The following is a 26,429-nucleotide window of genomic DNA, read 5'->3' as shown; positions in this document are numbered from 1 at the left end:
ATGCTGACCAAAGAGCAGGTTAAGCGCCACTGCAACATTGAGCAGGATTTTACGGAAGACGATATCTGGATCGCTACCAGTATTAAGGCTGCGGCGCGGTACGTCGAAACGTGGACCCGCCGCCGGCTTTATGACACTGCCGATGATCCTGACTATCTTGCTGACCCAGATCGGTTGCTTTATGGCGAAGATATCGAAATGGCTATGCTGCTGCTTATCGGTCACTGGTACGCAAACCGCGAAGCTGTAAACGTAGGTAACGTAACTTCTGCGCTTGCGTTCTCCACCGAAGCGCTTCTTCAACCCTACAGGATATATGGCGTATGAAAGCGGGACGACTACGACACCGGGTTACGTTACAAAAGCCAGCGTCTGGGCGCCTGCCTTCCGGGCAGCCAGCCACTGGCTGGGTGGATGTGGCTTCAGTGCGCGCTGAGGTCGCGGACGTGTCCGGCCGGGAGAGGATAGAGGGTGGGGCTGAGGTAAGCAGCACCACAACACGGATCTGGATGCGTCGCTATCCCGGCATTCCGGTATCCACAGGCTGGCGCGCCGTTCATCTGCCACCAACCGGTAACGGCGAGGTATACGACATTCAGTCGGCTATTTCTGCCGAAAACGGGACCCGCCTGGAGTTGCTTTGTGAAAAGGGGGTGAAGCAGTGATCTCAACGAGTCTTGATTTCTCCGGCCTGGCCGACATCGCTAAGGATCTGGAAACGCTCAGCCGGGCAGAAAATAACAAGGTTTTGCGTGATGCCACCCGGGCGGGTGCTCAGGTTCTGAAAGAAGAAGTAGAGAATCTCGCGCCAGTCAAAACCGGCAAAATGAAAAAAAACGTGGTGGTGGTGACCCAGAAAGGACATCGCCGCGGCGAAATTACTTCCGGCGTACATATTCGGGGAGTCAATCCGGACACCGGCAACAGCGATAACACAATGAAGGCCGACAATCCGCGCAACGCGTTTTACTGGCGGTTTGTGGAGCTCGGGACATCGAGTATGCCAGCGCACCCCTTTGTTCGTCCTGCGTTTGACACCCGGCAGGAGGAAGCCACGCAGGCGGCGCTGGCCCGCATGAATCAGGCTATCGATGAGGTACTGGCGAAATGACTGAAGCCGATATCTATCCACGCCTCAGAGCGCTGGCAGGCGGCAACGTCTTTCCGTACGTGGCGCCGCAGGGAACCTCTGCGCCATGGGTGATCTACCTGTTGCCTTCCTCCTCCAGTGAAGATGTATTTTCCGGCCCGGCGGAGACAGCCTGCACGGTTCAGATCGATGCCTGGGCTTCGTCAATTGATGACGCCCGGGAGCTGCGTGATCAGGCTAAAGTTGCTCTGGCCGATCTTCACCCTGTCGGACTGAGCGAGATCAACGGCTACGAGCCTGACACTGGGCTTTACCGGGCCACGCTTGAAGTTCATATCTGGCAATAACTCCACACTTCATATTAACTCTGCCGCCTCCGGGCGGCTTTCTTGCATCCGGAGATCTCCATGTCCTCTAAGTATGAAAAAACGCAGGGTACGAAAATTAATATTTCGGAAAATCCTGCAACCGAACCAAACCCAACCGGTGCCACCTGGCAATCCATTAACTGCTCAACCAAAGAACTTAGCTACACCGGAGGGCAAAAGTCAGACATCGACACTACCACGCTTTGTTCTACCGAGCAGGAGATGACCAATGGCCTGGCCGCGCCAGGTGAAATGACGGTTTCCGGTAACTGGTCTGCTGATGAAGAGGGGCAGAACACACTACGCGCCGCTTACGACACTGACGCGCTGCACGCGTTTCAGGTGATCTTCCCGTCCGGCAACGGTTACGCATTTCTGGCTGAGGTGCGCCAGAACAGCTGGAGCCTGGGCACCGCCGGGGTGGTGACCGCATCGTTTACGCTGCGCATCAAAGGCAAGCCTGTCCCGATCGTGCCTGCACCCTCTGCAGGCTAATAGCAGCGGCGAAAGCCGCTTTTTCTGAAATCGAACCGAGAACAATGCAATGGACAAGAAGATTTCACAGAATTCGCTACGCTCGCTCGCGCTGGCGCCGATGGCAGGTTTCCGTACCAAAACCGTCACCGTTCCGGAGTGGGAAAACGCCAGGGTAAAACTTCGGGAGCCGTCAGCGCAGGCCTGGCTTGAATGGCAGCAGGTGCTTAATCCGATGCAGGGAGAAAGCGATCCAGAAAATCTGACAGCGGCAGAACGCGCGCTGCGCAACAAGAGCGCTGATGTGGTGCTTTTTATTGATGTGCTACTGGAGGAAGATGGCTCGCAGGTCTTCAGCGAAGAAGATAAGCCGCAGGTCGAGCAGTTCTATGGCCCAGTGCACTCCCGCCTTCTCAAGCAGGCGCTTGACCTGACCACTTCGGCGGCCGAGGTGGAAAAGCCGTAAGCCAGCCCGGCACGTTCTTCCTGATGACGCTGGCGCTCCGTCTGGGGCGCACTCTGTATGAACTGAAGCAAACCCTGACGGCCAGAGAGCTGCGCATGTGGATTGAGTTTGACCGCATCAATCCCATCAGCGATCGGCGCGGTGATATTCAGGCGGCGCAGATTTCCGCTGCCGTGCTTAACTCGCAGGGCGCTAAGGTAAGCATGGATGATGTCATCCTCCAGTGGAATGCGCCCGAACAGGAAGAAAGCAGTGCCGGGCTGGAGGGGTTCTTTGCGGCGCTGGCTGGATAGCTGCCAAGTTAGAGATCCAAACTTTTACGTTAACTGAGAAAAAATAAAAATGACGAAGCCAGCCAAAATCATAGCACCTATTATTTTGCCGATATTTTCTGCAGCTTGCTCTGTGTTTTGGTTTTCTTTGTTAATTTCCGCAGTTTTCTCATTAATGGTGGCTGTAATCACGTCAAACTCTTCAGCAAGGGTGTTATAGATACAGATCTGAGCTTCTTCCGGTTCGTTTTCAAAGAAATCCTTAATGGCGTCATTACTCTCCAATGTTGCTATATGGGTGTTCTCTCCTATTGAGGATATATAATCAAAATAGTCACATTGTGTTTTGGCAAGCGCCCTGATTTTAGAACGAATCGGTTTGTAAATTAATAATCCACCATCTCTTTCTTTAACTTCATAATAATCTTCCGGGCACCCGGGTACTTCAAAATTCAAACTTAGCATCAATATCTCCAGAAATAAGTTAAAAAATGTCCTGTTTCCCGCTTCCTGCTACGGACTGAATGTTAAATTCTCTATCAGAAGGTGCAAGAGATGGCTGCTCTACGCGAGCTAATAATCAAAATATCCGCAAACTCTCAATCTTTTCAATCTGAGATTGCTCGCGCCTCGCGCATGGGTTCGGATTACTACCGCACCATGCAGAATGGTAGCAGGCAAGCTGCAGCGTCCGCAAAGGAAAGCGAAAAGGCTTTAGCAGAGCTAACAGATGGCTTTGCTAGCGCAGGGAGGGCGGCAGCTGCAGCTGGTGCTGCATTCGCGACAGGAAAATTAGTTCAGATTGCCGACGAATGGACCTCAGTTAACGCCCGTTTAAAACAGGCATCCAGCTCGACTGATGACTTCACTAACTCTCAGTTGCAGCTCATGCAGATTAGCCAACGAACCGGGACCGCGTTTTCTGATAACGCCAATCTCTTTTCACGCGCAGCGGCATCTATGCGGGAATTTGGTTACGACTCGGCGGATGTTTTGAGGGTAACTGAGGCAGTTTCTACAGGGCTGAAGATTTCTGGAGCGAGTGCAGAGGAATCCGGATCCGTAATTACTCAATTTAGTCAGGCGCTGGCGCAGGGTGTATTACGTGGTGAAGAGTTTAACGCCGTCAATGAATCAGGCGATCGCGTTGTCAGGGCGCTGGCTGCTGGTATGGGCGTAGCTCGAAAAGATCTAAAAGCGATGGCCGATCAGGGTCAGCTGACCATTGATAAGGTTGTGCCTGCGATCGTTAGTCAGCTCGATACGTTGCGCGGTGAGTTTAGTTCAATGCCGCAAACTGTCTCCGGTTCGATGCAGAGAGTAACGAACTCCTTTATGGCATGGGTTGGAGGAGTAAATCAGGCAACCGGTGCAACGGCAGCATTGTCTGGTGGGCTAGATGGTCTCGCTGGTTTTCTTGATGATCTGTCACGTTCAGCGGTAAGCGGTACGCTGGATGATGTTGCCAATAATATGACGCTTGTTACTACTGCAGCCACTGGTCTGGTAGGTATTGGTCTGGCGAAATATCTTGGTGGCATTGTCACAAGTGCTACTGGTGCTACTGCTTCGTTGATATCCGCCGCAAAGGCTGAAGTTGCGTTGGCCGTAGCGCAAGAAAGAGCAGCGCAATCGTCGGTTTCAGCCTCTCGCGCCGACGTTTATCGGGCACAGCAAGCGCTGCAGTCTGCTCGCGGGGCTGATATTCAGGCTGCTCAACAGGAAAAGATTGCTGCCGCAGAAACAAAAGTTACTGCTGCACAGGCGCGCCTGACCGCGGCACTGGCCAGCGGAACTGCGACAGAAAAGATGAGAGCACGCGCTGCGCTGGAAAGAGCACAATCGGGATTGGCTGCCGCAAAGAATGCGGACGCACAGGCTGCCGCAGAGAGAAGGCTAGCATCTGCTCAGGCTGCATTAAAGCGTAATCTTGACGGCAGAATCACTGCACAAAACAACTTAAATAGCGTTACTTCTGTCGGCACCCGGCTAATGGGCGGGGCGATGGGATTAATTGGCGGAGTACCTGGTCTCGTCATGCTTGGTGCTGGTGCGTGGTATGCCATGTATCAAAATCAGGAACAGGCTCGACAGTCAGCACAAGAGTACGCCAGCCAGATAGATCAGATTAGAGAAAAGACATCTCAGATGTCACTTCCTGAAACTGATGATAACAGGGGTAAAACGGTCGAGGCTCTGGTAGAGCAAAATCGCTTAGTTGGAGAGCAACAGGAAAAAGTTGAAGCCCTTAAAAGGCAAATAGATGATCTCAACTCATCCCGCGGAAAGCCGGGAATTACCAGCGAAAACGATTTAAATATCGTTAACGCAATCAGCATTGTCACTGGCCAGTTGACTGTAGAAGAAGACAAGCTGAACCGCATGCGAGATCAATCTCGCGGCATTCAGCAGGCGCTTGAAGAAATAGAGCGCCGCAGGAACGACTTAATTAAGGAGCAAGCTTGGCGTCAGAATGCAGCCTATCAGTCTCTATTGGTAATGAATGGGCAGCATAGTGAATTAAACCGACTTCTTTCTCTGGGAAATCAACTGCTTTCATCCAGAAATGCTTTGGCGACTGTTCCGTTTGCCATTCCACAAGCCCCTGTCTCAACCCAGGATCAGCAAAGCCTCATTCAAAAGCAACAGCAAGCGGAGTTAGCAGCATTAACAGGCCTCGCCAGGGTTCGCAAGCAGGCTGAATTTGATCTGCAGAAAATGGGACGAACTGGACCGCAGAATTACGCTTACGCGTCTGATTACACCAAGGCGGCCGAGGAAGAATACAACAATGCGCAGCGCGTAGCCGATGCTCAAAGATCTCAGGCAGACGCTACACGAGATGCAGGCAAAGCCGCTCGTGAGGCAACTCAGCTAGCAGAGCAGTACAGCCGAAAAATGGCAGACCTGAGTATCGCTACCGAAGTGCAAAAAGTTCGCGCTACGCAGGGCGAGCAGGCAGCTGAATTATTTGCCGCATCTCATGAAAACGGTACTAAGTGGAGCGAAGAGCAGCGAAAATCTATTGAGGCCGGAGCCGTGGCGCTGGCCCAGTGGTCGCAAAAAGCCGACGAGGCGGTACGCAAACAGCGTGACATGACCGACGCGCTTAAGGATCTCAAGGATGCAGCGCGCCGATATCAGGATGAAACAAACCTGAATGTCGCCACGTCAGGGATGGGGAGTCGTGATCAGGATCAGTACCGTGAACGACAGGAAGTAGAGCGGGTCTTTGATAAAACGGATAAAGGCGCAGAGGCTGTTGCCGCCCGCGCTTCGGCGCTCGATGCGCTTGATAAAAAATATCAACAGGCTAAAGCCAGCGAACTGGACTGGCGGGCTGGCGTAAGTGCTGGTCTTGCTGACTGGATGGATAATGTCAGCAATGTCGCGGGCACGGTTTCGCAGGGCATTACCTCAACCATGGATAGTGCTCTGGATAACGTCGCTTCTATGCTCGTTCGCGGAAAGGCTGACTGGAAAGAGTGGGGGCTTTCTGCGCTTGAGATGATCGCAAAAGTTAGCCTGCAGATGGCTGCCGTCAGCGCGCTGGGTGGCTCGTCGGGCCTGCTGGGCTCTCTGGTAGGTAGCGTGGCGGGGGCATTTGGTGGGGGCGCAGCGGCTGCGGCTGGTGCAACGCCGTCTGGCGCATATTCCGCAGCTGCAGGTGCACTCACCTTCAACGCTAAAGGCGGAGTTTACGACTCACCCTCGCTCAGCGCGTTCAGCAACAGCATTGTCGATACGCCGACTTTCTTCGCGTTTGCTAAAGGCGCAGGCGTCATGGGAGAGGCTGGGCCGGAGGCAATCATGCCATTGACCCGGGCCGCTGATGGTTCGCTGGGTGTGCGCGCCGTATCTTCAGGGGTGAATCATGCATCAGGTTATGGCAATGCAGTCATTAATGTTCACGCCCCGGTCAACATTACCCAGGATGGTTCTGCAGGTGAAATCAGTAACGCCAATACCGCCAGCACAGCACGCCAGCTTGAAGGTATTGTCCAGCAAACCCTTACCGATCGCCTGAGGAAAGAAATATCGCCAGGCGGCATCCTCTATCGCCGCTAAGGAGCAATATGGCAATCGACACTTTTACCTGGTGCGTCCGCATAGGGCCCACTGGAGCAAATACTGTAGCCACGCTTCAGGCGCAGTTTGGCGACGGCTATAAGCAGGTGGCTGGCAATGGGATCAACACCGATGCCGAAACCTGGAATCTGGCATGCAATGGCGATGTGGCGACGATGAAGAAAGTTCGAGATTTCCTTCTTAGCCATGTCATCAAATCGTTTTGGTGGGTTAACCCGTGGGGTGAGCAGAAGCTATACCGGGTTAAAGCTGATTCTGTCAGCCCAACCTTTCCCCACGGTGGCTTTGTAGAGTTGTCATTTGTGTTTGAACAGGCTTACGCGCCTTAATAGCCGAGAGGCAGGAGAGATTTATGACTTTAGAAAAACGATTGGCAGCATTAGAAGCAGAATTGGACGAGATGAAAGCCCAGAATGCAGCTATAAAAGAATCAACAAGCCGGGCTTTAGATGATCTTATGACACGGGTCTCAAGTTTAACCTCGACACTGGCAACTTTTGAGTCTGGAATGACTGGTAAAAATTAACATTGGGAAAAATTTTCACGCGCTTTACGTATGGCTAATTCTTCCAATTGCTTGAGTGTCATATTCTCTGCATGGCCATGTGGCAACTCCAGCCAAACGCCATGGGTTGAATCATCATCCCCTTTTAGATTGGCTAATATTCTGTGGTTATTGCCATGTGTATTTGAAAGGCCGCCTAAAGTTTCTAATTTGAATTTCATATAAATTCCTATACAGAGGTGATCAGCCATCCCTCATTGCTGTGTGCGCCCACGCCCTAAACATGGGCGGGCTGAATAACCACCATACGCGGGGATGTGAATCAGCGACATCCTGATATTCGATCAGTAGCCACCTCCGGGTGGCTTTTTTTATGGGCTACATATGAGCTTTACGAACGACGTACAGAAACTGGAGCCGGGTGAACTGATACAGCTCATCGAGATCGACGGCACCGAATTTGGCATGGATACCGTGCTGCGCTTCCATGCCCACAATATTGCTTCTGCAGGATGGGCTGCATTCGCCGCTGACAACCTGCCTGCCATTATCTGGCAGGGTCAACAGTACGACCCTTACCCTTACGAGCTGAAAGGCCTGGAGCTGTCCAGCACCGGGGCACAGCCCACACCCACGCTTTCCGTGTCGAACGTTGGCAACTACGTGACTGCGCTGTGTCTCGGGTACGACGACCTGGCGAGGGCCAAGGTGAAGATCCACACCACGCTGGCGAAATATCTCGACGCGGCCAACTGGACAGCCGGCAACCCGAACGCCAGCCCGGCGGACGAGCGCGTGCAGCTTTTTTACGTCAACGCCAAAACCGCTGAAACGCGGGTGCAGGTCGACTTTGAACTGTGCTCACCCTTTGACATCCAGAACCTGCAGTTACCCACCCGGCAGATCACGCCGGTCTGCACCTGGTGCACGCGCGGCTGGTACCGAACCGGCACCGGGTGCGACTACAACGGGAACCGCTATTTTCTCAAGGATGGCACCCCCACGGATAACCCGGCGCTGGATATGTGCGGCGGCCTGATGCCGGACTGCGAAGCGCGGGTCGGGGCCGGTAACCCGCTGCCGTTTGGCGGCTTCCCGGCGGCAAACCTTCAGGGTAAATGACCATGCGAAAAAAACTGATGGATGCGATCCGCGCCCACGTCTCCGCGGAATATCCGAACGAGGCCTGCGGCGTGGTGGTGCAGGCCGGGCGGGCGCAGGCCGGGCGGGCGCAGCAGTACATTCCCTGCCGCAATATTTCAGCAACGCCCACTGAGGCCTTCACGATCTCGCCGGAGGATAAGCTCGCCGCGTCGGAGCGGGGTGAAATCATTATGGTTGTCCACTCCCATCCGGATGTGGTGCAGCTTGTGCCCTCCGAAATGGACAGGGTGCAGTGCGACTGGTCCGGGGTGGAGTGGGGCATCATGAGCTGGCCGGACGGGGACTTCTGCACGCTGGCGCCACGTGAGGACCGGGACTACGCCGGGCGGCGCTGGGTGCTGGGCTTTGCTGACTGCTGGTCGCTGATCCGTGAGTGGTACCAGCGTGAGCACGGCATTACCCTGGGTGATTACTCGGTACCGTACGAGTGGTGGGAGCAGGGCGAAAATCGTTACGACGATAACTGGGAGGCAGAAGGCTTTGTTCAGGTGGACCCGGCTGATATGCGTCCCGGTGATATGATCATGATGCGCATACAGGCGCAGGTGACGAACCACGCGGCCGTTTACCTCGGTCATCACGAGCACCAGGACAATATCATGCTGCACCATAATTTCGGCAGCCTGTCTGCCCGGGTGCCGTACGGCAAGTATTACCGTGACCGCACCGTTCGTGTGGTCCGGCACAGGGAGCTGATGAATGCTGAAGACACTCATTCTTGAAGGCCGCATGGCGAAAAAGTTCGGCCGCGAGCACAAATTTCACGTTGAGGATCTGCGCGAGATGCTGCGCGCCATGTGCAGCCAGGTTCCCGGTTTTAAACGCTACCTGTCAGAAGGGCATATGAAGGGGATCCGTTTTGCTTTCTTCAATGGCAAACACAACATCGGGCTTGACGAGTTCGACATGACCCGCGGCGGTGCGGTGTACCGGATTTCAGCCATTACTGAAGGCTCAAAGCGCGGCGGCGTACTGCAGATCGTTATCGGGGCGGTGGCGCTTGTGGCCGCGTATTTTACCGCGGGTGCTTCGCTGACAGCGATAGGTCTGAGTACAGCTGCCGCAACTGCGACAACAACGGCCCTGACTGGACTCGGCCTGTCGATGATGCTTGGGGGTGTTGTTCAGCTGCTGACACCCCAGCCGAAATACAACGTCGGTGCCTCGTCCAGCACGGACAACAAACCCAACTACGCCTTTGGCGCGCCGGTGAACACTGTGGCCGTGGGTTATCCGGTGCCTGTGTTTTTTGGTGAGCGCGAGATCGGCGGGGCAGTTATCAGCGCGGGGATCTTCTCCAGCGACCAGCAGTGAAATTTATTCTCAGCTACAGGCCACCTCCGGGTGGCTTTTTTTATGGGTGAAATATGCGACTTCCCGAAGATGAAACCCTTATTCAGGGACGTAAAGGCGGTGGTGCTAAACAGCACACCCCTGTTGAGGATCCGGATGACCTGCTGTCGACAGCTAAATTAAAAATGCTGCTGGCCGTTGCTGAAGGTGAAATCCAGGGTGAGCTGACGGCACAGAACATCTTCCTTAACGACACCCCGCTGGCGAACGCCGACGGCAGCTACAACTTCACCGGCGTGAAGTGGGATTTTCGTCCGGGCACTCAGGATCAGGACTACATTCAGGGATTGCCTGAGGTCGACAACGAAATGTCGGCCAACGTGACAGTGACCACCACCGCGCCGTGGACACGCCAGTTCTCTAACCTGATGCTGGATGCCGTGCGTATTAAGCTGAGCCTGCCCGTACAGTACACCTATAAAGACAACGGTGATATGGTCGGGACGGTCACAGAGTACGCCGTTGATCTCTCGACTGATGGTGCTGCCTGGCAGACGGTGGTTAACGGCAAATTCGACGGAAAGACAACCACGGAATACCAGCGCGACCTCCGCATTGATCTGCCAGCGGCCACTACTGGCTGGGCTGTGCGGGTACGTCGTATCACGCCTGATTCCATCGGGAACTCAAAACTGATAAACGCCTTCAAGGTGTTCTCGTTTGCTGAGGTGATCGACAGCAAGTTACGCTATCCCAATACGGCGCTGCTGTATATCGAGGTCGACTCCAGCCAGTTTACCAGTGGCGCGCCGAAGGTGACCTGCAGGCCGAAGGGGAAACTGGTACGTGTCCCGGACTCCTACGACCCGGTTACGCGCACCTACAGCGGCACCTGGTCGGGTGGCTTCAAAATGGCCTATACCAACAACCCGGCCTGGGTATTCTACGATCTGGTGCTGGATGAGATTTACGGCATGGGTACCCGCATCGATGCTGCCATGATCGATAAGTGGGAGCTGTACGCCATTGCGCAGTACTGCGATCAGAAGGTGTCGAACGGGGCGGGTGGTACCGAGCCGCGCTTCACCTGCAACGTCTACATCCAGAGCCAGCAGGACGCCTACACCGTTCTCAGCGATTTAGCGGCGATATTCCGGGGGATCACCTTCTGGGGCAACGACCAGATTTATGTGCGCGCGGATGTGCCGCAGGATGAGGTGGATTTTACCTACCATGCCTCGAACGTGATCGACGGGCTGTTTACCTACGGCGGCGGCAGTTACAAAAACCGCTACTCGTCGGCTCTGGTGTCCTGGTCTGATCCTCAGAACCATTACAGCGACACCGTTGAGAGTGTCTACGATTCAGACCTGGTGAAGCGGTACAAGGTCAACCAGATGTCAATGACGGCGATTGGCTGCACCTCCCAGAGTGAGGCGCACCGCCGGGGCCGCTGGGCACTGCTGTCAAACGCGCGCGACGGAACGGTGTCATTTGGCGTGGGGCTGGACGGTTATATTCCCCTGCCTGCAGAAATTATCGGTATCGCGGATCCGTTCCGTGCCGGTAAGCAGAACGGCGGGCGTATCCGGGCGGTGAGCGGGCGAAATGTCACGCTTGATCGTCCTGCTGACTACGCCACTGGCGACCGCCTGGTGGTCAACCTGCCGGACGGCAAGGCGCAGACGCGGACAATCGCGTCCATCAGCGCAGACAAACAGACGGTGACGGTCACCACCCCCTTCAGGCTGTCTCCTGAGTCCGGCGCAGTGTGGGCCATCGACAGCGACAACCTGGCTATCCAGTATTTTCGCGTGACATCCATCCGGGCTAACGACGACAGCAACGGTGGTTTCACGATCACCGCGGTCCAGCATGACCCGAATAAATACCGCTATATCGATGACGGCGTGCGCATCACCCCGGCACCGGTCACCGTCACGCCGGTAAGCGTTCTGCCGGCACCGAAAAACATCATCCTCAGCGAAACCGACCACATCGAGCAGGGGCTTACCGTTGCCACCATGAATGCTTCCTGGGATCGGGTGGAAGGCGCTATCCGGTACCAGGCGCAATGGCGCAAGGATAATGGCGACTGGATAAACGTCCCGGTGAGCAGTGCCCAGGGATTTACGGTGCAGGGGATTTACACCGGGAGTTATGACGTGCGGGTGCGGGCGCTGAATGCCCAGGACTCAAGCTCGCCGTGGGGCTACGCCAATACGACTTACCTTACGGGCAAAAACGGCAGGCCGGGAACGCCGCAGGCACTGGCCGCCACGGACGATGTTGTCTGGGCTATCGATATTACCTGGGCTTTCCCGGATGGCTCAGGTGATACGGCATACACCGAAATTCAGCGCGCCACCACCGAAGACAAAGCTAACCCGCAATTACTGGCGCTGGTGCCGTATCCGGCCACGCATTACCAGCATGGTCCCATGCTGGCGGGCGTCAGTCAGTGGTATCGTGCGCGCCTGGTGGATCGTATCGGCAACACCGGAGACTGGACGGAGTGGGCGGCAGGACAGTCCAGCTCGAAAGCCAGTGATTATCTCGACATGATCGGCGACTCGCTTGAACAGACTGAAGGCTATAAAAACCTCGTGTCGGACATTGCCGATCTGGGTGAAGATATCCAGTCGGCGCACGACGACATTAGCTCAGTCACAACAGAGTCGGCGGCGACCAAAGCGGGCCTGGCGAAGGAGATCACGGACCGTAAGAAAGCCATCACCGACGAGGCAGCGGCCCGCGGCCAGGCACTGCTGACCGAGAAGAACGAGCGCGTCGCGGATATCAGCAACGTCAACCAGACGATTCAGACCACCACCGAATCGCTGGCGCAGCAGATTGCGCAGGTGTCGGCGGGGACCGGTTCGCAATTCGACCCGGCGAAAATTTGGTACTTCGATTCGACAGTAGAGGGCTGGACCGGGAACGGGACCCCGACAATCGTTGACGGGTGGATACGTCCGGCGAACCATGCCACCGATCCGTGGGTGGCGTCTCCCGGCTCACTGGGTGTTAACTCGTCGTCCTATCGCTTCGTTAAAATGCGCATCAGGAAGTTCGGGGCGCCGGGCTGGGCGGGGCAGCTGCGCTGGCGTGGTACCGGTGGCTTTAACGACACCAACATGCTCACCGTCGCCGAGCCTGCATATGACGCGAACGGTATCGCCACGGTGGAGTTCGACAATATCCCCTGGCTGACCGAAACCACGATGAATCAGTTCAGACTGGATCTGTCCACTAAACAGGATGCGACGAACTATTATCTGATTGACTGGGTAGCGGTCGGGCGGCCAACGCCGGGGGCCGGGATGGCGGCGCTGCAGCAGGAAACGACAGCCCGTGTCACTGGCGACCAGGCGGAAGCTACGGCGCGCGAGACGCTGGCGACTCAGATCCGGGGCGGCTATACCGGTGACGATCCGTCAAAACTGGCATCGGGTCTGCTGTACACTGAACGCCAGGCGCGCATCACGGCGCAGGAAGCTGAGGTGACGGAGCGGAAGAAGCTGGAATCGACCGTAAACGACAACCATGCCGCTGTGACCCAGGAACTGGCAACGCTGACAACTGAGCAGGATGCTCAGGCCACCACGCTTTCGGGCCTGCAGGTGACTGTCGGCAAAAACACCGCCGATATCACGACGGTCACTAAAGCCGTTGCTGACAACAACAAGGCGCAGACCTCCGCGCTGGCTGCGGTTAAGGCCACGACTGACAAGAATACGGCGGAGATCAGCACAGAAGCCACGGCCCGTACGGATGGTGACAGTGCGCTGGGCCGCCGTATCGACAGTCTGAAGGTTGACGTGGACGGCAACACGGCCAGCAGGGATGCCGGTATTGTAGGCAACGTCACCAATGCGCTCGCCAACTTCATGGCGTTCTCGGATCAGCGCGTGACGTTTGCCGTTGGTGAAACGAAAACGATGGCCGAGATCAGCGACGTCCGGAAGACCTCTGCGGATGCCACAAGTGCCGTGGCGGAGCAGGTCACTACGCTTAAGGCCACGGTAGAGCAAAACGGGCAGACCAATGCTGCAGCCATCACGCGCATTGATAAAGCCGTTACGGATCTGGAGAGCGCGACGGCAACCAGCATTGAGCAGGTGACGGCAGCCATTGGCGATACCAACTCCGCAGTCCAGACGACCAGTGAAGCTGTTGCTGATATCAACGGTAAGCTTAGCGCGCAGTGGGGCGTTAAAGTCCAGGTGGAGGAGAACGGCATCAAGCGTATCGCGGGTATTCAGCTGGGTATTGATGCCACAGGCTCTTCTAATTTCCTCGTCAGCGCCGACACGTTCGCGGTGTATAACCCGACGACAACCGGGCAGGAGCTGGTGTTTGCGGCGACCGGCGGCCAGATGTTCCTGCGATCGGTATTTATCCAGGATGGGTCCATTGATAACGGCAAGATCGGGAATTACATCCAGTCCAGCAACTGGGACGGGACCGGCAATGTCGGCTGGCACATCAATAAATCCGGGTATGCCACGTTTAACGGCGTGACCGTTCGCGGGACTATCTATGCCACTGACGGAAGTTTTAAAGGCAGAGTTGAGGCAACCAGCGGGAGCTTCAGGGGCACGGTAGAGGCTACGTCTTTCATAGGGGACGTGGCAAACGTAGGTATAGCGCCGGATGCCTACATATCAGGCGCTGGCGTAGCATCAAGTTCAATTACCTTTACCGACTCATCCTCCTCATCGCTGGATAAATCGGCTCTGCTTGAGGCAATGGTTTATGTCACATCTATCTCGGGCACAACGTCCGTAAATATCACCCTCAACATAAACGGTAATGTCCGCGATATGGGCTCTATTGGCGTGCCAGCTGGAACGGGAGGACTCTGGATAACCGTACGTCACGCAGTACGCAACCTTACGGCCAATGTGATCAACGGGACCATTACTGTTGTTGGCTCGGGCACGGCAGGTAAGCGCATTGCCGCCCCGACACTGACCATTACCCGGGGCACCGGCTCCTTCTCCTGATCCTCATAACCTCAGACCACACAACCCGGCTCCGGCTGGGTTTTTCATTTTAAGGACATCACGAATGGCCACACTTGATGACGATTTAGCAAAAGCCGTCACGGAAGGGTTTCGCCAGGCGCAAATTGATATCGTCAACCAGGACCTGATTTTATCGGGTAACGGTGACGTCACCGTAACCCTGGCAGACGGTTCAAAGAAAACGGGGCCGAGCTGGGCGAAGCTGACAGCTGCTGCGATGGCTGCAGGGACCAGCGCGGCGGCGGCGGAAGCGTCGGCGAAGAACGCAAAAACATCAGAAACGAACGCGAACTCTTCAAAGAACGCAGCAGCAACATCAGAGAAGAATGCGAAAACGTCAGAGACGAACGCTGGCGCCTCTGAAACCAATGCGGCAAAATCTGCGTCAAACGCCAAAACGTCAGAAAACAATGCCGCGTCCAGCGCCAGTAGTGCCGCATCATCGCTGGCCGCTGCGCAGCAGCTGACCTCCGTCCCTTTCGAGGCCGCGCCTTCCCCTGACGTCTGGGCACCGCTCAACGATGATTTACGTCTGCTTGCCGGATTCGCACCCTATGACAAGCTGACTATTTCCGGGCAGGTGCTGGAACTGGCAACAAAATCAGTGGGTTTTACACGGGCGACCACTGCGACATATATCGATAAATCCGGCGTATTGCAGACCGCTGATATTAACGAACCGCGTTTCGAGCGAGAGGGACTATTAATTGAGGGGCAGGGAACTAATAGCATGCTTTATTCAGGGGACCAGAATGCTGCCTGGTGGCCTAAAGCAAGGTGTACTACAACGCCTGGGTTTGCCGCGCCAGATGGCAGCAACTCTGCGACAAAATTAATACCAACATCGGAATTGGGTTCGCATTATATCAGCAAGACATTGCCCGTCACTACAGGCGGCACTTATACATTAAGTTACTTTGTAAAGGCGGGGGAATACACTAAATGCCGCCTTAGTTTTTCCGGCACCCTTGTTCCTGATGGACGGAGTTGTGATTTTGATTTAGTTGCTGGCACAATGAGACCTTTAGGTACTACAGGGACACCTACAATCACACCTCTGTCTAATGGATGGTATCGTTGCTCAACCACTTCTGATGTTATATCTGAAAATGGAACTGTAAACTTTAATATATGGGTGCTGGACGAGAACGGGAATACCTCAGGCTTCGCTGGTGATGGCGTTAAAGGTATTTATGTCTGGGGTGCGCAATTAGAATCCAACCCTGTCATGACCAGTTATATACCCACAACAACCGCAGAGGTGACAAGGGCTCAGGAAACATTACGGATCCAGCCCTCCGGTAATATTGGGTATGGTGTTGTTGGGGATCTATTTAACAGAACTATCAGTTTTGAGCTTTCTGTGGATGCCTTCGTTCCAACTGCCGCAGGATATTTCAACTTATTAGCTGGTGTGGGTGTAGGGAAAGATATTATGCTTCGCATTGCAACTGCGACTATCAACTCTCTCCGTTCGAGCGGCAGTATCAGCCCTAACATTAGCGTCACATACCCGTTTAATCGTCAGGTATTTACTCAAACGATTGACACTGACAATACCCTGACTGCTTATTTTAACGGACAGAAAGGCGTAAGGACGGGGGCACCCGCGGCACCTAATGGTGTACCCACTTCTATAAATGTCAGCTCACAATCTCAGTTGGTTTACCACATTCGGAACTTCCGAATCTGGCACCGCTTATTAACCCCTAACCAAATTAATGGACTCCGCTGATGAGAAACTTATATCTGAGCTTTGCTGACGCCGATGAAATGCGCACGCAGTTAATCGGGGCGGGATTTATGGTTGATGAGGAGCAGGGTGATTTTTATCACCCTGATATCAGCCTGGATGTCGTCGGCGTTATCACTCTCCCTGCCGAAGTTATCAATCCCGGTGAAGAAAACGAAATCATCAAATACACCACCGAACCCGGCTATCACGCCAATTTGCGGGTCATGAATGACTCGCTCGATTTATACGGGTTGAACGACTTTGTGGTTACACCGAAAACACCGGCTCGCGTCTGGGCGTAAGGAGATAACATGGCTTTGAGAAATGACAGTATTACGCTGACCATGGCGGAAATATCCGACCTTACAAAACCCCTAAGTCTCACTCAAGGTGGTACTGGGGCAACGACAGCGGTAAATGCCAGGAAAAATATTGAAGCCGCCAGAGGCGGCGTAACAGTCTCAGGAGGATATGCAACCATCATTAGCGTAGAGCCTGGAATTTATTCTATCAGTGGGGGCAATTTCAGTGATGGAAATAATGGTGACTTTGGCTCGTTATTTTCTTCTGGTGTGTACGGCTCAAGTCTAAATGGGCAAATATTTATCCGTAATGATGGTACAGCGCTGCTTTTCCGCGGAGGTAGTGATGCCACTGTGCGAAAAGTCTACACAGATGTAAATACAACAAGGGACTCGAACGGGTTTTTAAAGGTAGCTTCTCCAGTAGTCCAGATTTTTAGTGATGGAAGCTTTGAGACGAACGATGAATCAGAAGGGGTAACTGTGACCCGCCAGGCAGAAGGAGTTTATCTTCTTGAAGGTTGTATAGGACTGAACTCAGATGCCGCATGGGGTGGGCCCGATGGTGGCTTTGAAATCCCTCTGGACAGAAATAAACAGCCGCGTATCTGGCTGGACTATGAGGTTAACCCGGACGGTTCTGTACTGGTGAAAACCTATCATCGCACTCACCCGGGGGCGCCGCAGTTCGCCCGCAACGAACGGGAAGGGTTTAACGAGGGCGACCCTATCGACATTCCTGCCGATCAGTACGTCTCCATCCGTGTGGAGATGCCGGTGGACAGCATCTGGAATCAGCGTCAGCTGGAGGCCGCAGCTGCTATGGCTGAAGCAGCCCAGGACGAGCAGCCTGATGTTCAGCAGTAATTATCAATAGGCACAGCCTCCTTGCTCTGCACTTCCTTTAAAACTACTGTATATAAAAACAGTAAAGGGAGTGCAGATCATGCCCCGCTTAAACGACATTAATGCCGCATTTACGGCAGCAATACAGCAAAACCCTAAAGGATTTCAGTGTTTACGCACTGATGACTTCATCCGCGAGTTGCGCGTCAGGAACTGGCATTTCAGCCAGGCTGATGCCAACGAGTGGATAGAGCGTTATCAAGAGTTCTTCGTAGACAAGACGCCTGACGATAGCCAGAATCGCCTCTGGATGCTCCGTAACATGGGGAGGGTGCTCTGATGAGTTTTCCTTCACCGGCAACGGACTATGTCGAGCGGCGCTTAACGCCGGAGCTGATCTGCGGCGTTGGCATCGACACTCGCATAATGGAAACGTCATGCGGCTTTGCCGTGATCGAACCTGTTACCCGACTTGTGCAGGGGCAGGTTCTGCTGATCCTCAGTGGCGGGCATACCCAATTTGCACGCTTTCTGGGAAAAGCATTAATCACAGAGGACGGCGAGGCGATAGAAGGCGACGCAGCGGAAGAGGTAGAAGTAATGGGTAGGGTGACTTTCTTCATAAACAGCACAGACGCTGATGATAGGCCGGTGTAAAAAGAACTCATAAAAAAGCCCGCATCAGCGGGCTTCTTATCACTTGGGAGCCGCGGCTCCTTTGCGTATCCTTTTTTGTCCCCTCACCGTCTGGTCGGTGTCCTGCTGAGACTGCTAACCTCCTGTTATTGCTGGTGATGTCCTATCACCGTCCAATCATGATTGGTGGAGCTGGCGGGAGTTGAACCCGCGTCCGAAATTTCTACATCCTCGGTACTACATGCTTAGTTTGTCTTTACATTCGCACGCCAGCTGCGGACAGACACGCTACTAACGAACTAGCCTGATTAGTTTTAACGCTTCAACCCCAGGCAGGATTTCCACGCGATCTCTTTTGGGTTTGACCTCTCTTTGATCCCCGTCTTAAGAGCGGAAGCTAGGGAGAGAGGGCTCTTAGCAGGTTATTAAGCTGCTAAAGCGTAGTTTTCGTCGTTTGCGACTATTTTTTTGCGGCTTTTTACGAGGCAAACCGCCCCTCGGCATGCACCTTGGGTTTCGCAAATCCCGTCGAATCCAGAATCAGCCCCAATAGTGATACAGCAAGTATACCAGAATTTGCAGACCGGATACCACCCCGAAACGCTAACTTATTGAATCGCTCAATAAGTATCCGGAAATTAACGGCCTGCGTGCTTCATGATGCGCGCTTTATCGACCTGCCATTCGCGATCTTTCACGTCGTTACGTTTGTCGTGCTGCTTCTTACCTTTGGCGACGCCAATTTTCACTTTGCACCAGGCGTTTTTCCAGTACAGCGACAGAGCAAGCACGGTGTAGCCTTCGCGATTGATGCGCCCAAAGAGCGAATCCAGCTCGCGCTTGTTCAGCAACAGCTTGCGGGTGCGGGTCGGATCGCAGACGTAGTGAGAAGAGGCGACCGTCAGCGGCTGAAAGTTAGCGCCAAACAGGAAGGCCTCGCCGTCTTTAAAGATTACATAGCTGTCACCGATGTTAGCTTTACCGGCGCGCAGCGATTTAACTTCCCAGCCCTGCAACGCAAGGCCGGCTTCGAATTCTTCTTCAATGAAATACTCGTGGCGGGCACGCTTGTTGAGCGCAATGGTTGCCGAGCCAGGTTTATGTGCTTTTTTCTTCGTCATAAGTGTCGTAAAGCCGTAGGTAATCTGATGTCAAAAAGTCACCTCATTGCGTCCGTTGAGGTCTAACGCGCTATATTAGCATGAGATAAGGCTCAGCGTTTTTTTAACAGGTGATAAATGTTATTATTTGTTGGTTGTTTGATCAGGAAAAATGTTATGCCTCAGATTAGTCGTACTGCGCTTGTCCCCTATAGTGTGGAACAAATGTACCAGTTAGTGAATGACGTTCAGTCATATCCGCAGTTTATCCCGGGTTGTACCGGGAGCCGCGTGCTGGAGTCAGGCCCGACGCAAATGACGGCGGCGGTGGATGTCTCCAAAGCCGGGATCAGCAAAACCTTCACGACCCGTAACACGCTGACCAATAACCAGAGTATTCTGATGCATCTGGTGGATGGTCCCTTCAAAAAACTGATGGGTGGATGGAAGTTTGTTCCTCTGAGTGCAGATGCCTGCCGGATCGAATTCCATCTCGACTTCGAGTTTACCAACGCCCTGATTGAGCTGGCGTTTGGTCGCATATTTAAAGAGCTGGCGGCCAATATGGTGCAGGCGTTTACCGTGCGTGCCAAAGAGGTTTACAGTGCAGCCTGAAATCGTGGTGGAAGTGGCCTACGCGCTGCCGGAGAAGCAGTATCTGCAGCGCGTCACCCTGCAAGAGGGGGCGACCGTTGAAGAGGCGATCCGTGCTTCTGGCCTGCTGGCATTGCGCAGCGATATCGATCTGGCGAAAAACAAAGTCGGGATTTACAGCCGTCCGGTCAAGCTGGCCGATACGGTAAAGGATGGCGACCGGGTAGAAATCTACCGTCCGCTGATTGCCGATCCAAAAGAGCTACGTCGTCAGCGTGCGGAGAAGGCCGCTAAATAAGTGGTTTCCAGGCTGCGGCGAGAAAACAAAAAAGGTGCTCATTGAGCACCTTTTTGCATTTCTGAAACCTTACTCTTTGGTGAGCGCCGGTTTGTTGTCGATGTTGGTCAGCACGCCGCTGCTGTTGAAGGTCAGCGTCAGGGTCTGCTGCGACACGTTTTCGTGGCCTGGTTGCTGGCGGAACACGTAGAACCAGGTATTGGTGCCGAAGGGATCTGACATCATCGGTGTACCCAGAGCATAAGCGACCTGCTGCTGCGTCATGCCAACGCGAATTTTAGACACATCGTTCGGTGCGAGATAGTTCCCCTGGTTGATGTCAGGGCGGTAAACCACTCGTTCCAGAGTGGAACAGCCTGCGGTCAACATCAAAAGAACCGCTGCGGCAGCGGTCAGCGTTTTACAGCGCATAGTGATTTGATTCCTTTTCGGGCCCGGGCAATACGCGACGGCTCATATGTAATATGCCGATGATAATAGACCTTTCACCACATTAAAACCTCTGGCGGCCGGTCTGTCGGCGTTTTTATTGTTCACTATGACTCTGAGAAACCAAAAAAGTTTACGCGGCCAGCAGTTCTTTCGCGTTTGCCAGGGTATTGCGGGTGACTTCGCTGCCGCCCAGCAGACGCGCCAGCTCCTGCAGACGGGCACGTTTGTCCAGCGGCTGCATGTGCGTTTCGGTCATCTCGCCGTCGGTTTCCTTGCTGACAAAGAAGTGATGATGGCCGCAGCCAGCAACCTGCGGTAAGTGCGTTACGCACATCACCTGCGTGGACTCACCAAGCTGACGGAGCAGTTTTCCGACCACCGCCGCGGTTGGACCGCTGATACCCACATCCACTTCATCGAAAATCAGCGCCGGGGTTTCCATTTTCTTCGCAGTGATCACCTGAATCGCCAGGGCGATACGCGACAGCTCACCGCCTGATGCGACCCGGGAGATGGCCTGCAGCGGCTGACCCGGGTTGGTGGTAACCCGGAACTCAACGCGGTCTGCGCCTTCAGCCGTCAGGTGAGTGGCTTCGAACTTCACATCAATGGTGAAAACCCCGTGCGGCATCGACAGCAGATGCATGCTCTCAGTAATGTGCTGGCTGAGCTCCTGAGCATAGCGCTGACGGACGTTGTGCAGCTGCGTAGCCGTTTCCAGTGCCTGCTGATGATGCACGCTAACCGCCAGAGAGAGGGTCTCAAGCGAGTCGGCCTGATCGTCGAGCTGATGCTGCTCATCCAGCAGGGACTGGTGGAAATTGGGCAACTCCTCGGGTGAAACATGGTGCTTACGCGCAAGGGAGATCTGGCGTGAAATGCGCTGTTCCAGTTCAAACAGGCGATTGGGATCCAGATCCAGCCGCTCGCAGTAGTGACGCAGCTCGTCACTCGCTTCGGAGATCTGAATCGCAGCCTCTTCCAGCATATCGAGCATACCGGAGACTTTGCTGTCCATTCCTGCCAGTTCGGTCACCAGCTGACGCACGGTGTAGAGCTGGCTTTGCAGATTCACCTCTTCGCCATCGGCCAGTAAGTTCAGCGCCTGCTGGCTGGTGGAGAGCAACTGGCCGCTATTGGCCAGGCGTTTGTACTCTTCGTCGATCTGCTCAAACTCACCCGCCAGCGGGCTGAATTCATTCAACTCTTTCAGCTGATAAGCCAGCAGTTCGGCGCGGGCTGCGCGCTCCTGGCTCTGCTGCTGATGCAGCGCCAGTTCCCGGCAGCTTTGATGCCACTGACGATAGTGGTCAGCCATCAGCTGCATCAGCGCAGATTCGCCAGCATAGCCGTCGAGCAAGGATTTCTGCTGTTCAGGTTTGATGAGCTGCTGGTGGGCGTGTTGACCGTGGATCTGGATTAACAGCTGACCCAGCTCGCGCAGTTGAGACAGCGGCACCGCGGTACCGTTGATAAAGCCGCGGGAGCGGCCATCGCTGCCGATAACGCGGCGAAGTAAGCACTCACGCCCATCTTCAAGCTGGTTCTGCTCAAGCCAGCGCAGGGCGGCGGGGGTATCTTTCAGGGAGAAACGGGCGCAAAGATCGGCGCGGCTGGCGCCAGCGCGCACCATGTCACCATCAGCACGACCGCCGAGGCAGAGCCCGAGCGCGTCAATCGCAATAGATTTACCGGCCCCGGTTTCACCGGTGATAGCCGTCATCCCGCTGTTGAATTCAATTTCGAGCTCACGAACGATGGCGAAGTTGCTGATGGTCAGTTGTGCCAGCATAAACGTTTTCCTGTATGAAAAACCATAACTGTGTTTGTGTACAGTATAATCTGGTTTTTTATACAGTAAAGTGCTGGATGCGATTTCAGAACAATTTTTTCGACCAGCCGAGTTTTGAGCTTAATGTATTGAAATAGCTGTAGTCTTTCGGGTGGATGAGATTCAGGTGATAATCACAGCGGCGAATCAGTACGTCTTCACCTTCCTGTATCGGCAGTGCGATTTGGCTGTCGCAGCTAATTTCCAGGTCGTTACGGCGGTGAGAAAAGCGCAGACGAATGGTGCTGCTGCTGTTAATCACCAGCGGACGGGCCGAAAGGGTATGCGGGAACATCGGCACCAGGGTGATGGCATCCAGCGATGGCGTCAGGATCGGGCCGCCCGCCGAGAGCGAGTAGGCCGTGGAGCCGGTTGGCGTCGAAATGATCAGGCCGTCAGAGCGCTGCGAGAAGGCAAAGATTTCGTCGATATAGACTTCAAACTCAATCATGTGTGCCACTTTTCCAGGATGCAACACCACTTCGTTGATGGCGGTGCTGATCCGTTTCTGGCAGTCCTGCTGACACACCTGGGCTTCCAGTAAAAAGCGTTTTTCGCTGATGTAGTGACCTTCCAGCACGTCGGCGAGCTGCTGCTGGGCGTTATCCGGGTCGAGATCGGTCAAAAAGCCCAGGTTGCCACGGTTGATGCCAATGACTTTAATATCGTACCGGGCAAGAGTACGCGCGGCCCCGAGCATATTCCCGTCGCCGCCCACCACGACGGCCAGGTCGGCCTGCTGACCAATTTCCGCCAGCGTGCCGGTTTTAACGTTTTTTAACTGTAACTCCTGGGCAATTTGCTGTTCCACAATCACGTCATAGTTTTTCGCGCACAGCCAGCGATAGAGCATTTCATGTGTCGTCAACGCAGTAGGGTGACGCGGATGACCGACAATCCCAATACACTTGAAATGGTTGCTCATTTTCTGAAGGTCCTTGTGCGAATGAATGATGACAATGTGGCTTGCTCCCTTGAATCCCGGAAACTGATCCCCATAATAAGCGAAGTTAGCGAGTTGAATGCAGAAAAACGCGGAGAAATTCATGAGTAGTAAAGAACAGAAAACGCCTGAGGGGCAAGCCCCGGAAGAAATTATCACGGAGCAGCACGACGAAGTTGAGGCAGTAGAAGCTGAGGCTGGTGCTGAGCAGGTGGATCCGCGCGATGAAAAAATTGCGAATCTGGAAGCTCAGTTAACTGAAGCCCAGAACCGCGAGCGCGACGGTATCCTGCGTATCAAAGCAGAAATGGAAAACCTGCGTCGTCGTACCGAGCTGGACGTTGAAAAGGCGCATAAATTTGCGCTGGAAAAATTTGTCAACGAACTGCTGCCAGTGATCGACAGTCTGGATCGCGCGCTGGAAGTGGCGGATAAAGCCAATCCGGATATGGCGCCGATGGTTGAAGGGATTGAGCTGACGCTGAAATCCATGCTGGACGTCGTGAAGAAGTTTGGCGTGGAAGTGGTAGGCGATACCAACGTGCCGATGGATCCGAACGTGCATCAGGCGATTGCGATGGTAGAGTCTGAAGATGTTGCTGCCGGTAACGTACTGATGGTCATGCAGAAAGGCTATACTCTGAACGGCCGTACCATTCGCGCTGCGATGGTCTCCGTGGCGAAAGCAAAAGCGTAATTTGCCTGCCGTAGTGCCGGGGGGCGGCTTCGCCTTTCCCGGCCTACAAAAACTTATTCCGCGACGCTCTCCCTGAGCGGTTTGACCGGAACGACTTTGACCTGCTTAATCATATTGTCCTGCACGTCCAGGATATCAATATCATACTGATCGATTCTCACCCGCGTGCCTGCCGCCGGGATCTCCTCCAGCGCTTCCAGAATCATGCCGTTAATAGTGCGGGCTTCTTCTTCCGGCATCTGCCAGTTAAAGGCTTTGTTGAGTTCACGGACGTTCGCGCTACCGTCGATCAGTACCGAGCCGTCATTTTGCGGCGTCACCTCTTCGGCAAGGGTAGGGGACATGGAAGTGGTAAAGTCGCCGACAATCTCCTCCAGAATATCCTCTACCGTGACCAGCCCCTGAATGTCGCCATACTCATCAACCACCAGGCCCACTTTCTTTTTATTGCGCTGGAATTTGATCAGCTGAGTGCTGAGGGGCGTGCCTTCCGGGATGTAGTAAATCTCATCCGCCGCGCGCAGCATCACCTCTTTGGTAAACTCCTTTTTCTCAGTCATCAGACGATAAGCTTCACGCACGCGCAGCATGCTGATGGTGTCGTCCAGCGAGTCCCGGTACAGCACGATGCGGCCGTGCGGAGAGTGGGTCAGCTGGCGGACAATCGCTTTCCAGTCGTCGTTGATGTCGATACCGACGATCTCATTGCGCGGGACCATAATGTCGTCCACGCTGACCTTTTCCAGATCCAGCACTGACAGCAGCATATCCTGATTACGGCGGGAGATTTGCGAACGCGACTCGTGCACGATGGTGCGAAGTTCATCTTTGCTCAGCGCGCTGCTGACCACTACATCTGCTTTGATGCCGACCATGCGCATCAGTATCCGGGTCACGCCGTTCAACAGCCAGACCAGGGGCATCATCAGAACGAGCAATGGCGACAGCAGGAAGCTGCTGGGGTAGGCGACCTTCTCGGGGTAAAGGGCTGCGATGGTCTTCGGCAACACTTCGGCAAAGACCAGCACCACAAACGTCAGCACCCCGGTGGCGATTGCAACCCCGGCGTTGCCGTACAGGCGCATGCCGACAATAGTGCCCAGCGCGGAGGCAAGAATATTGACCAGGTTATTGCCGATAAGAACCAGGCTTATCAGGCGATCCGGCTTACGCAGCAGTCTTTCTACACGACGGGCAGCCCGGTTACCCTGTTTGGCGCGATGACGTAACCGGTAACGGTTGAGCGTCATCATGCCGGTTTCTGAGCCGGAAAAATAGGCGGAGATAACCACCATGACGATCAGGGTAACGATCAGCGTGGTGGTGGAGATGTGTTCCAGGGGGAACTCCTTTGTTACTTAGCCGGCAAGTTGCTGGATGATGCGACTACCAAAATAGGCCAGAGTCAGGATGCCTGCCCCCGCCACGTTGAACCAGACCACGCGGCGACCGCGCCAGCCTTCATGATAATGGCCCCATAACAGGACAATATAGACAAACCACGCAATGATGGAGAGCACGGCCTTGTCAATATTCTCCATGCTGAAGAGGTTTTGCATATAAAACAGGCCCGTGCTCAGCGTGAGCGTCAGCAGCACCACGCCGACCTGAGTGATGTGGAACATCTTACGCTCAATGCTCATCAGCGGCGGCATTTCGTTGCTAAAGACCAGCTTTTTATTTTTAAGCTGGTAGTCAATCCAGGCCAGCTGAAGCGCGTACAGCGCGGCAATGATCAGCGTGGCGTAGGAGAACAGCGACAGGCCAATATGTACCATCATGCCCGGGGTGGTCTCCAGATGCGTGATAAATTCATTCGGCACGAAGGTGGCAAAGGCAAGGTTGATCAGCGCAAAGGCGTAGACAATCGGCAGCAGCAGCCAGCCGCGGTTTTTCGAGGCCACAACGGTCATCACCGTACAGATCATCAGGCTGACCAGCGAGCCGACATTAAGCAGGCTCAGATTCTGCCCGCTACCGTCGCCCGGCAGGATGCGCGCTTCAAGCGCAAAAGCGTGGCTGATTAACGCGATGACCGCCGACAAAATAGCCATTCGCCGCCAGCCGCTGTTTTTTTGTAACAGGCCAGGAATGATCAGCGCGAGGCTGACGGAGTACGCGACGAGGGCGATCAGAGCGAAAACAGGCATAGAGATGTCGACAGTGTCCTGATAAGAAAGAGATGCAGTATAACGTTACGTGAGGCGTGCTCCAACCGTTGCATAACAACAAAGGCGGCTTCATGTTATACTGCGGCAAAATTC

Annotated in this window: 30 protein-coding genes, 1 other RNA gene and 1 pseudogene; 23 read left to right on the top strand and 9 right to left on the bottom strand. The window is 54.4% G+C overall.

Going from position 1 to position 26,429, the window contains the following annotated elements:
• The 7 genes from MXM41_RS14115 to MXM41_RS14085 are packed head-to-tail and all read left to right on the top strand — an operon-like array spanning position 1 to position 2,691.
• Positions 1 to 327: a head-tail connector protein gene (locus tag MXM41_RS14115; protein WP_097455186.1), complete on the top strand. Its 327-nt coding sequence runs from the start codon at positions 1 to 3 to the stop codon at positions 325 to 327.
• Positions 324 to 665, top strand: a complete 342-nt coding sequence (locus MXM41_RS14110) for a phage head closure protein (RefSeq protein WP_325932627.1) — start codon at positions 324 to 326, stop codon at positions 663 to 665. Before MXM41_RS14115 ends, MXM41_RS14110 begins: the two co-directional genes overlap by 4 nt.
• Positions 662 to 1,111, top strand: a complete 450-nt coding sequence (locus MXM41_RS14105) for an HK97-gp10 family putative phage morphogenesis protein (RefSeq protein ID WP_325932626.1) — start codon at positions 662 to 664, stop codon at positions 1,109 to 1,111. The genes MXM41_RS14110 and MXM41_RS14105 overlap by 4 nt, the downstream gene beginning before the upstream one ends.
• Positions 1,108 to 1,437 (top strand): tail completion protein gp17, encoded by a 330-nt coding sequence (gp17, locus tag MXM41_RS14100; protein WP_325932625.1) that lies wholly within the window; start codon positions 1,108 to 1,110, stop codon positions 1,435 to 1,437. Before MXM41_RS14105 ends, gp17 begins: the two co-directional genes overlap by 4 nt.
• Before the next feature lie 60 nt (positions 1,438 to 1,497).
• Complete coding sequence (locus tag MXM41_RS14095) at positions 1,498 to 1,953, top strand: phage tail tube protein (RefSeq protein ID WP_156264395.1); 456 nt, start codon at positions 1,498 to 1,500, stop codon at positions 1,951 to 1,953.
• A 49-nt stretch (positions 1,954 to 2,002) separates the two neighbouring features.
• Positions 2,003 to 2,398, top strand: a complete 396-nt coding sequence (locus MXM41_RS14090; RefSeq protein ID WP_325932624.1) for a phage tail assembly chaperone — start codon at positions 2,003 to 2,005, stop codon at positions 2,396 to 2,398.
• A 23-nt stretch (positions 2,399 to 2,421) separates the two neighbouring features.
• Entirely contained in the window at positions 2,422 to 2,691 is a 270-nt protein-coding gene (locus tag MXM41_RS14085; RefSeq protein WP_325932623.1) for a phage tail assembly protein T, read from the top strand.
• A gap of 24 nt (positions 2,692 to 2,715) precedes the next feature.
• Here MXM41_RS14085 and MXM41_RS14080 read toward each other — a convergent pair whose 3' ends face one another.
• Positions 2,716 to 3,135: a hypothetical protein gene (locus tag MXM41_RS14080; RefSeq protein WP_325932621.1), complete on the bottom strand. Its 420-nt coding sequence runs from the start codon at positions 3,133 to 3,135 to the stop codon at positions 2,716 to 2,718.
• Positions 3,136 to 3,225: 90 nt separating this feature from the next.
• Between MXM41_RS14080 and MXM41_RS14075 the strand changes: the two genes are divergently transcribed.
• The 3 genes from MXM41_RS14075 to MXM41_RS14065 are packed head-to-tail and all read left to right on the top strand — an operon-like array spanning position 3,226 to position 7,285.
• On the top strand, positions 3,226 to 6,738 hold the full coding sequence (locus MXM41_RS14075) for a phage tail tape measure protein (RefSeq protein ID WP_325932620.1): 3,513 nt from the start codon (positions 3,226 to 3,228) through the stop codon (positions 6,736 to 6,738).
• Between the two features lie 8 nt (positions 6,739 to 6,746).
• Positions 6,747 to 7,088, top strand: coding sequence for a phage tail protein (locus MXM41_RS14070; RefSeq protein WP_325932619.1), 342 nt, complete (start codon positions 6,747 to 6,749; stop codon positions 7,086 to 7,088).
• 23 nt (positions 7,089 to 7,111) lie between these two features.
• Positions 7,112 to 7,285, top strand: coding sequence for a hypothetical protein (locus MXM41_RS14065; protein WP_313287647.1), 174 nt, complete (start codon positions 7,112 to 7,114; stop codon positions 7,283 to 7,285).
• On the opposite strand, the gene MXM41_RS14060 is transcribed toward MXM41_RS14065, so the two are convergent.
• Positions 7,282 to 7,485 (bottom strand): hypothetical protein, encoded by a 204-nt coding sequence (locus tag MXM41_RS14060; protein WP_313287649.1) that lies wholly within the window; start codon positions 7,483 to 7,485, stop codon positions 7,282 to 7,284. The two genes, MXM41_RS14065 and MXM41_RS14060, sit on opposite strands and share 4 nt — an antisense overlap.
• A 163-nt stretch (positions 7,486 to 7,648) precedes the next feature.
• Here MXM41_RS14060 and MXM41_RS14055 point away from each other — a divergent pair, with 163 nt between their 5' ends.
• The 10 genes and pseudogenes from MXM41_RS14055 (at position 7,649) to MXM41_RS14010 (ending at position 18,291) form a co-directional block, all read left to right on the top strand.
• A complete protein-coding gene (locus MXM41_RS14055; RefSeq protein ID WP_325932615.1) occupies positions 7,649 to 8,386 on the top strand; it encodes a phage minor tail protein L in 738 nt (245 codons plus the stop codon).
• Positions 8,387 to 8,388: 2 nt separating this feature from the next.
• The gene (locus MXM41_RS14050; RefSeq protein ID WP_325932613.1) at positions 8,389 to 9,150 is read left to right on the top strand and encodes a C40 family peptidase; all 762 of its coding nucleotides are present in this window, start codon (positions 8,389 to 8,391) and stop codon (positions 9,148 to 9,150) included.
• The gene (locus MXM41_RS14045; RefSeq protein ID WP_325932611.1) at positions 9,128 to 9,742 is read left to right on the top strand and encodes a tail assembly protein; all 615 of its coding nucleotides are present in this window, start codon (positions 9,128 to 9,130) and stop codon (positions 9,740 to 9,742) included. Before MXM41_RS14050 ends, MXM41_RS14045 begins: the two co-directional genes overlap by 23 nt.
• A gap of 53 nt (positions 9,743 to 9,795) precedes the next feature.
• Positions 9,796 to 12,265: pseudogene (locus tag MXM41_RS14040) on the top strand (host specificity protein J); the annotation flags it as partial.
• Between the two features lie 17 nt (positions 12,266 to 12,282).
• Positions 12,283 to 14,730: a phage tail tip fiber protein gene (locus MXM41_RS14035; RefSeq protein WP_418936792.1), complete on the top strand. Its 2,448-nt coding sequence runs from the start codon at positions 12,283 to 12,285 to the stop codon at positions 14,728 to 14,730.
• A 64-nt stretch (positions 14,731 to 14,794) separates the two neighbouring features.
• Positions 14,795 to 16,486, top strand: coding sequence for a phage head spike fiber domain-containing protein (locus MXM41_RS14030; protein ID WP_325932610.1), 1,692 nt, complete (start codon positions 14,795 to 14,797; stop codon positions 16,484 to 16,486).
• Positions 16,486 to 16,788 carry a hypothetical protein gene (locus MXM41_RS14025; protein WP_325932607.1) on the top strand — a complete coding sequence of 101 codons (303 nt, stop codon included), beginning with the start codon at positions 16,486 to 16,488 and terminating at the stop codon, positions 16,786 to 16,788. Before MXM41_RS14030 ends, MXM41_RS14025 begins: the two co-directional genes overlap by 1 nt.
• A 9-nt stretch (positions 16,789 to 16,797) precedes the next feature.
• Entirely contained in the window at positions 16,798 to 17,655 is an 858-nt protein-coding gene (locus MXM41_RS14020) for a hypothetical protein (RefSeq protein ID WP_325932606.1), read from the top strand.
• A gap of 79 nt (positions 17,656 to 17,734) precedes the next feature.
• Positions 17,735 to 17,974 carry a hypothetical protein gene (locus MXM41_RS14015; protein ID WP_325932605.1) on the top strand — a complete coding sequence of 80 codons (240 nt, stop codon included), beginning with the start codon at positions 17,735 to 17,737 and terminating at the stop codon, positions 17,972 to 17,974.
• Positions 17,974 to 18,291, top strand: a complete 318-nt coding sequence (locus MXM41_RS14010) for a hypothetical protein (RefSeq protein ID WP_325932604.1) — start codon at positions 17,974 to 17,976, stop codon at positions 18,289 to 18,291. The genes MXM41_RS14015 and MXM41_RS14010 overlap by 1 nt, the downstream gene beginning before the upstream one ends.
• A 163-nt stretch (positions 18,292 to 18,454) precedes the next feature.
• Here the strand turns inward: MXM41_RS14010 and ssrA are convergent.
• Positions 18,455 to 18,818: a transfer-messenger RNA gene (ssrA, locus tag MXM41_RS14005) on the bottom strand.
• 90 nt (positions 18,819 to 18,908) lie between these two features.
• Entirely contained in the window at positions 18,909 to 19,391 is a 483-nt protein-coding gene (gene smpB, locus MXM41_RS14000; protein ID WP_103180795.1) for an SsrA-binding protein SmpB, read from the bottom strand.
• A gap of 156 nt (positions 19,392 to 19,547) precedes the next feature.
• On the opposite strand from smpB, the gene MXM41_RS13995 reads away from it, so the two are divergent.
• On the top strand, positions 19,548 to 19,985 hold the full coding sequence (locus tag MXM41_RS13995) for a type II toxin-antitoxin system RatA family toxin (RefSeq protein ID WP_197080107.1): 438 nt from the start codon (positions 19,548 to 19,550) through the stop codon (positions 19,983 to 19,985).
• The gene (locus tag MXM41_RS13990) at positions 19,975 to 20,262 is read left to right on the top strand and encodes an RnfH family protein (protein ID WP_325932603.1); all 288 of its coding nucleotides are present in this window, start codon (positions 19,975 to 19,977) and stop codon (positions 20,260 to 20,262) included. The genes MXM41_RS13995 and MXM41_RS13990 overlap by 11 nt, the downstream gene beginning before the upstream one ends.
• Positions 20,263 to 20,331: 69 nt before the next feature.
• On the opposite strand, the gene bamE is transcribed toward MXM41_RS13990, so the two are convergent.
• From bamE to nadK, 3 genes are all read right to left on the bottom strand, one after another.
• Positions 20,332 to 20,673, bottom strand: a complete 342-nt coding sequence (gene bamE, locus MXM41_RS13985; RefSeq protein WP_325932602.1) for an outer membrane protein assembly factor BamE — start codon at positions 20,671 to 20,673, stop codon at positions 20,332 to 20,334.
• A 151-nt stretch (positions 20,674 to 20,824) separates the two neighbouring features.
• On the bottom strand, positions 20,825 to 22,486 hold the full coding sequence (gene recN / locus MXM41_RS13980) for a DNA repair protein RecN (protein WP_325932601.1): 1,662 nt from the start codon (positions 22,484 to 22,486) through the stop codon (positions 20,825 to 20,827).
• Between the two features lie 85 nt (positions 22,487 to 22,571).
• Complete coding sequence (gene nadK / locus MXM41_RS13975; protein ID WP_039030089.1) at positions 22,572 to 23,450, bottom strand: NAD(+) kinase; 879 nt, start codon at positions 23,448 to 23,450, stop codon at positions 22,572 to 22,574.
• 121 nt (positions 23,451 to 23,571) lie between these two features.
• On the opposite strand from nadK, the gene grpE reads away from it, so the two are divergent.
• Positions 23,572 to 24,165 carry a nucleotide exchange factor GrpE gene (gene grpE, locus MXM41_RS13970; protein ID WP_325932598.1) on the top strand — a complete coding sequence of 198 codons (594 nt, stop codon included), beginning with the start codon at positions 23,572 to 23,574 and terminating at the stop codon, positions 24,163 to 24,165.
• Positions 24,166 to 24,218: 53 nt separating this feature from the next.
• Here grpE and MXM41_RS13965 read toward each other — a convergent pair whose 3' ends face one another.
• Both MXM41_RS13965 and MXM41_RS13960 read right to left on the bottom strand, forming a co-directional pair.
• Positions 24,219 to 25,505, bottom strand: coding sequence for an HlyC/CorC family transporter (locus tag MXM41_RS13965; RefSeq protein ID WP_325932976.1), 1,287 nt, complete (start codon positions 25,503 to 25,505; stop codon positions 24,219 to 24,221).
• An 18-nt stretch (positions 25,506 to 25,523) separates the two neighbouring features.
• On the bottom strand, positions 25,524 to 26,315 hold the full coding sequence (locus MXM41_RS13960; RefSeq protein ID WP_325932597.1) for an inner membrane protein YpjD: 792 nt from the start codon (positions 26,313 to 26,315) through the stop codon (positions 25,524 to 25,526).
• Positions 26,316 to 26,429: the final 114 nt, after the last annotated feature.

It is taken from the genome of Leclercia adecarboxylata, assembly GCF_035787115.1.
Classification (GTDB): domain Bacteria; phylum Pseudomonadota; class Gammaproteobacteria; order Enterobacterales; family Enterobacteriaceae; genus Enterobacter; species Enterobacter adecarboxylatus_E.
This window is presented reverse-complemented; position numbering and strand designations above follow the sequence as displayed.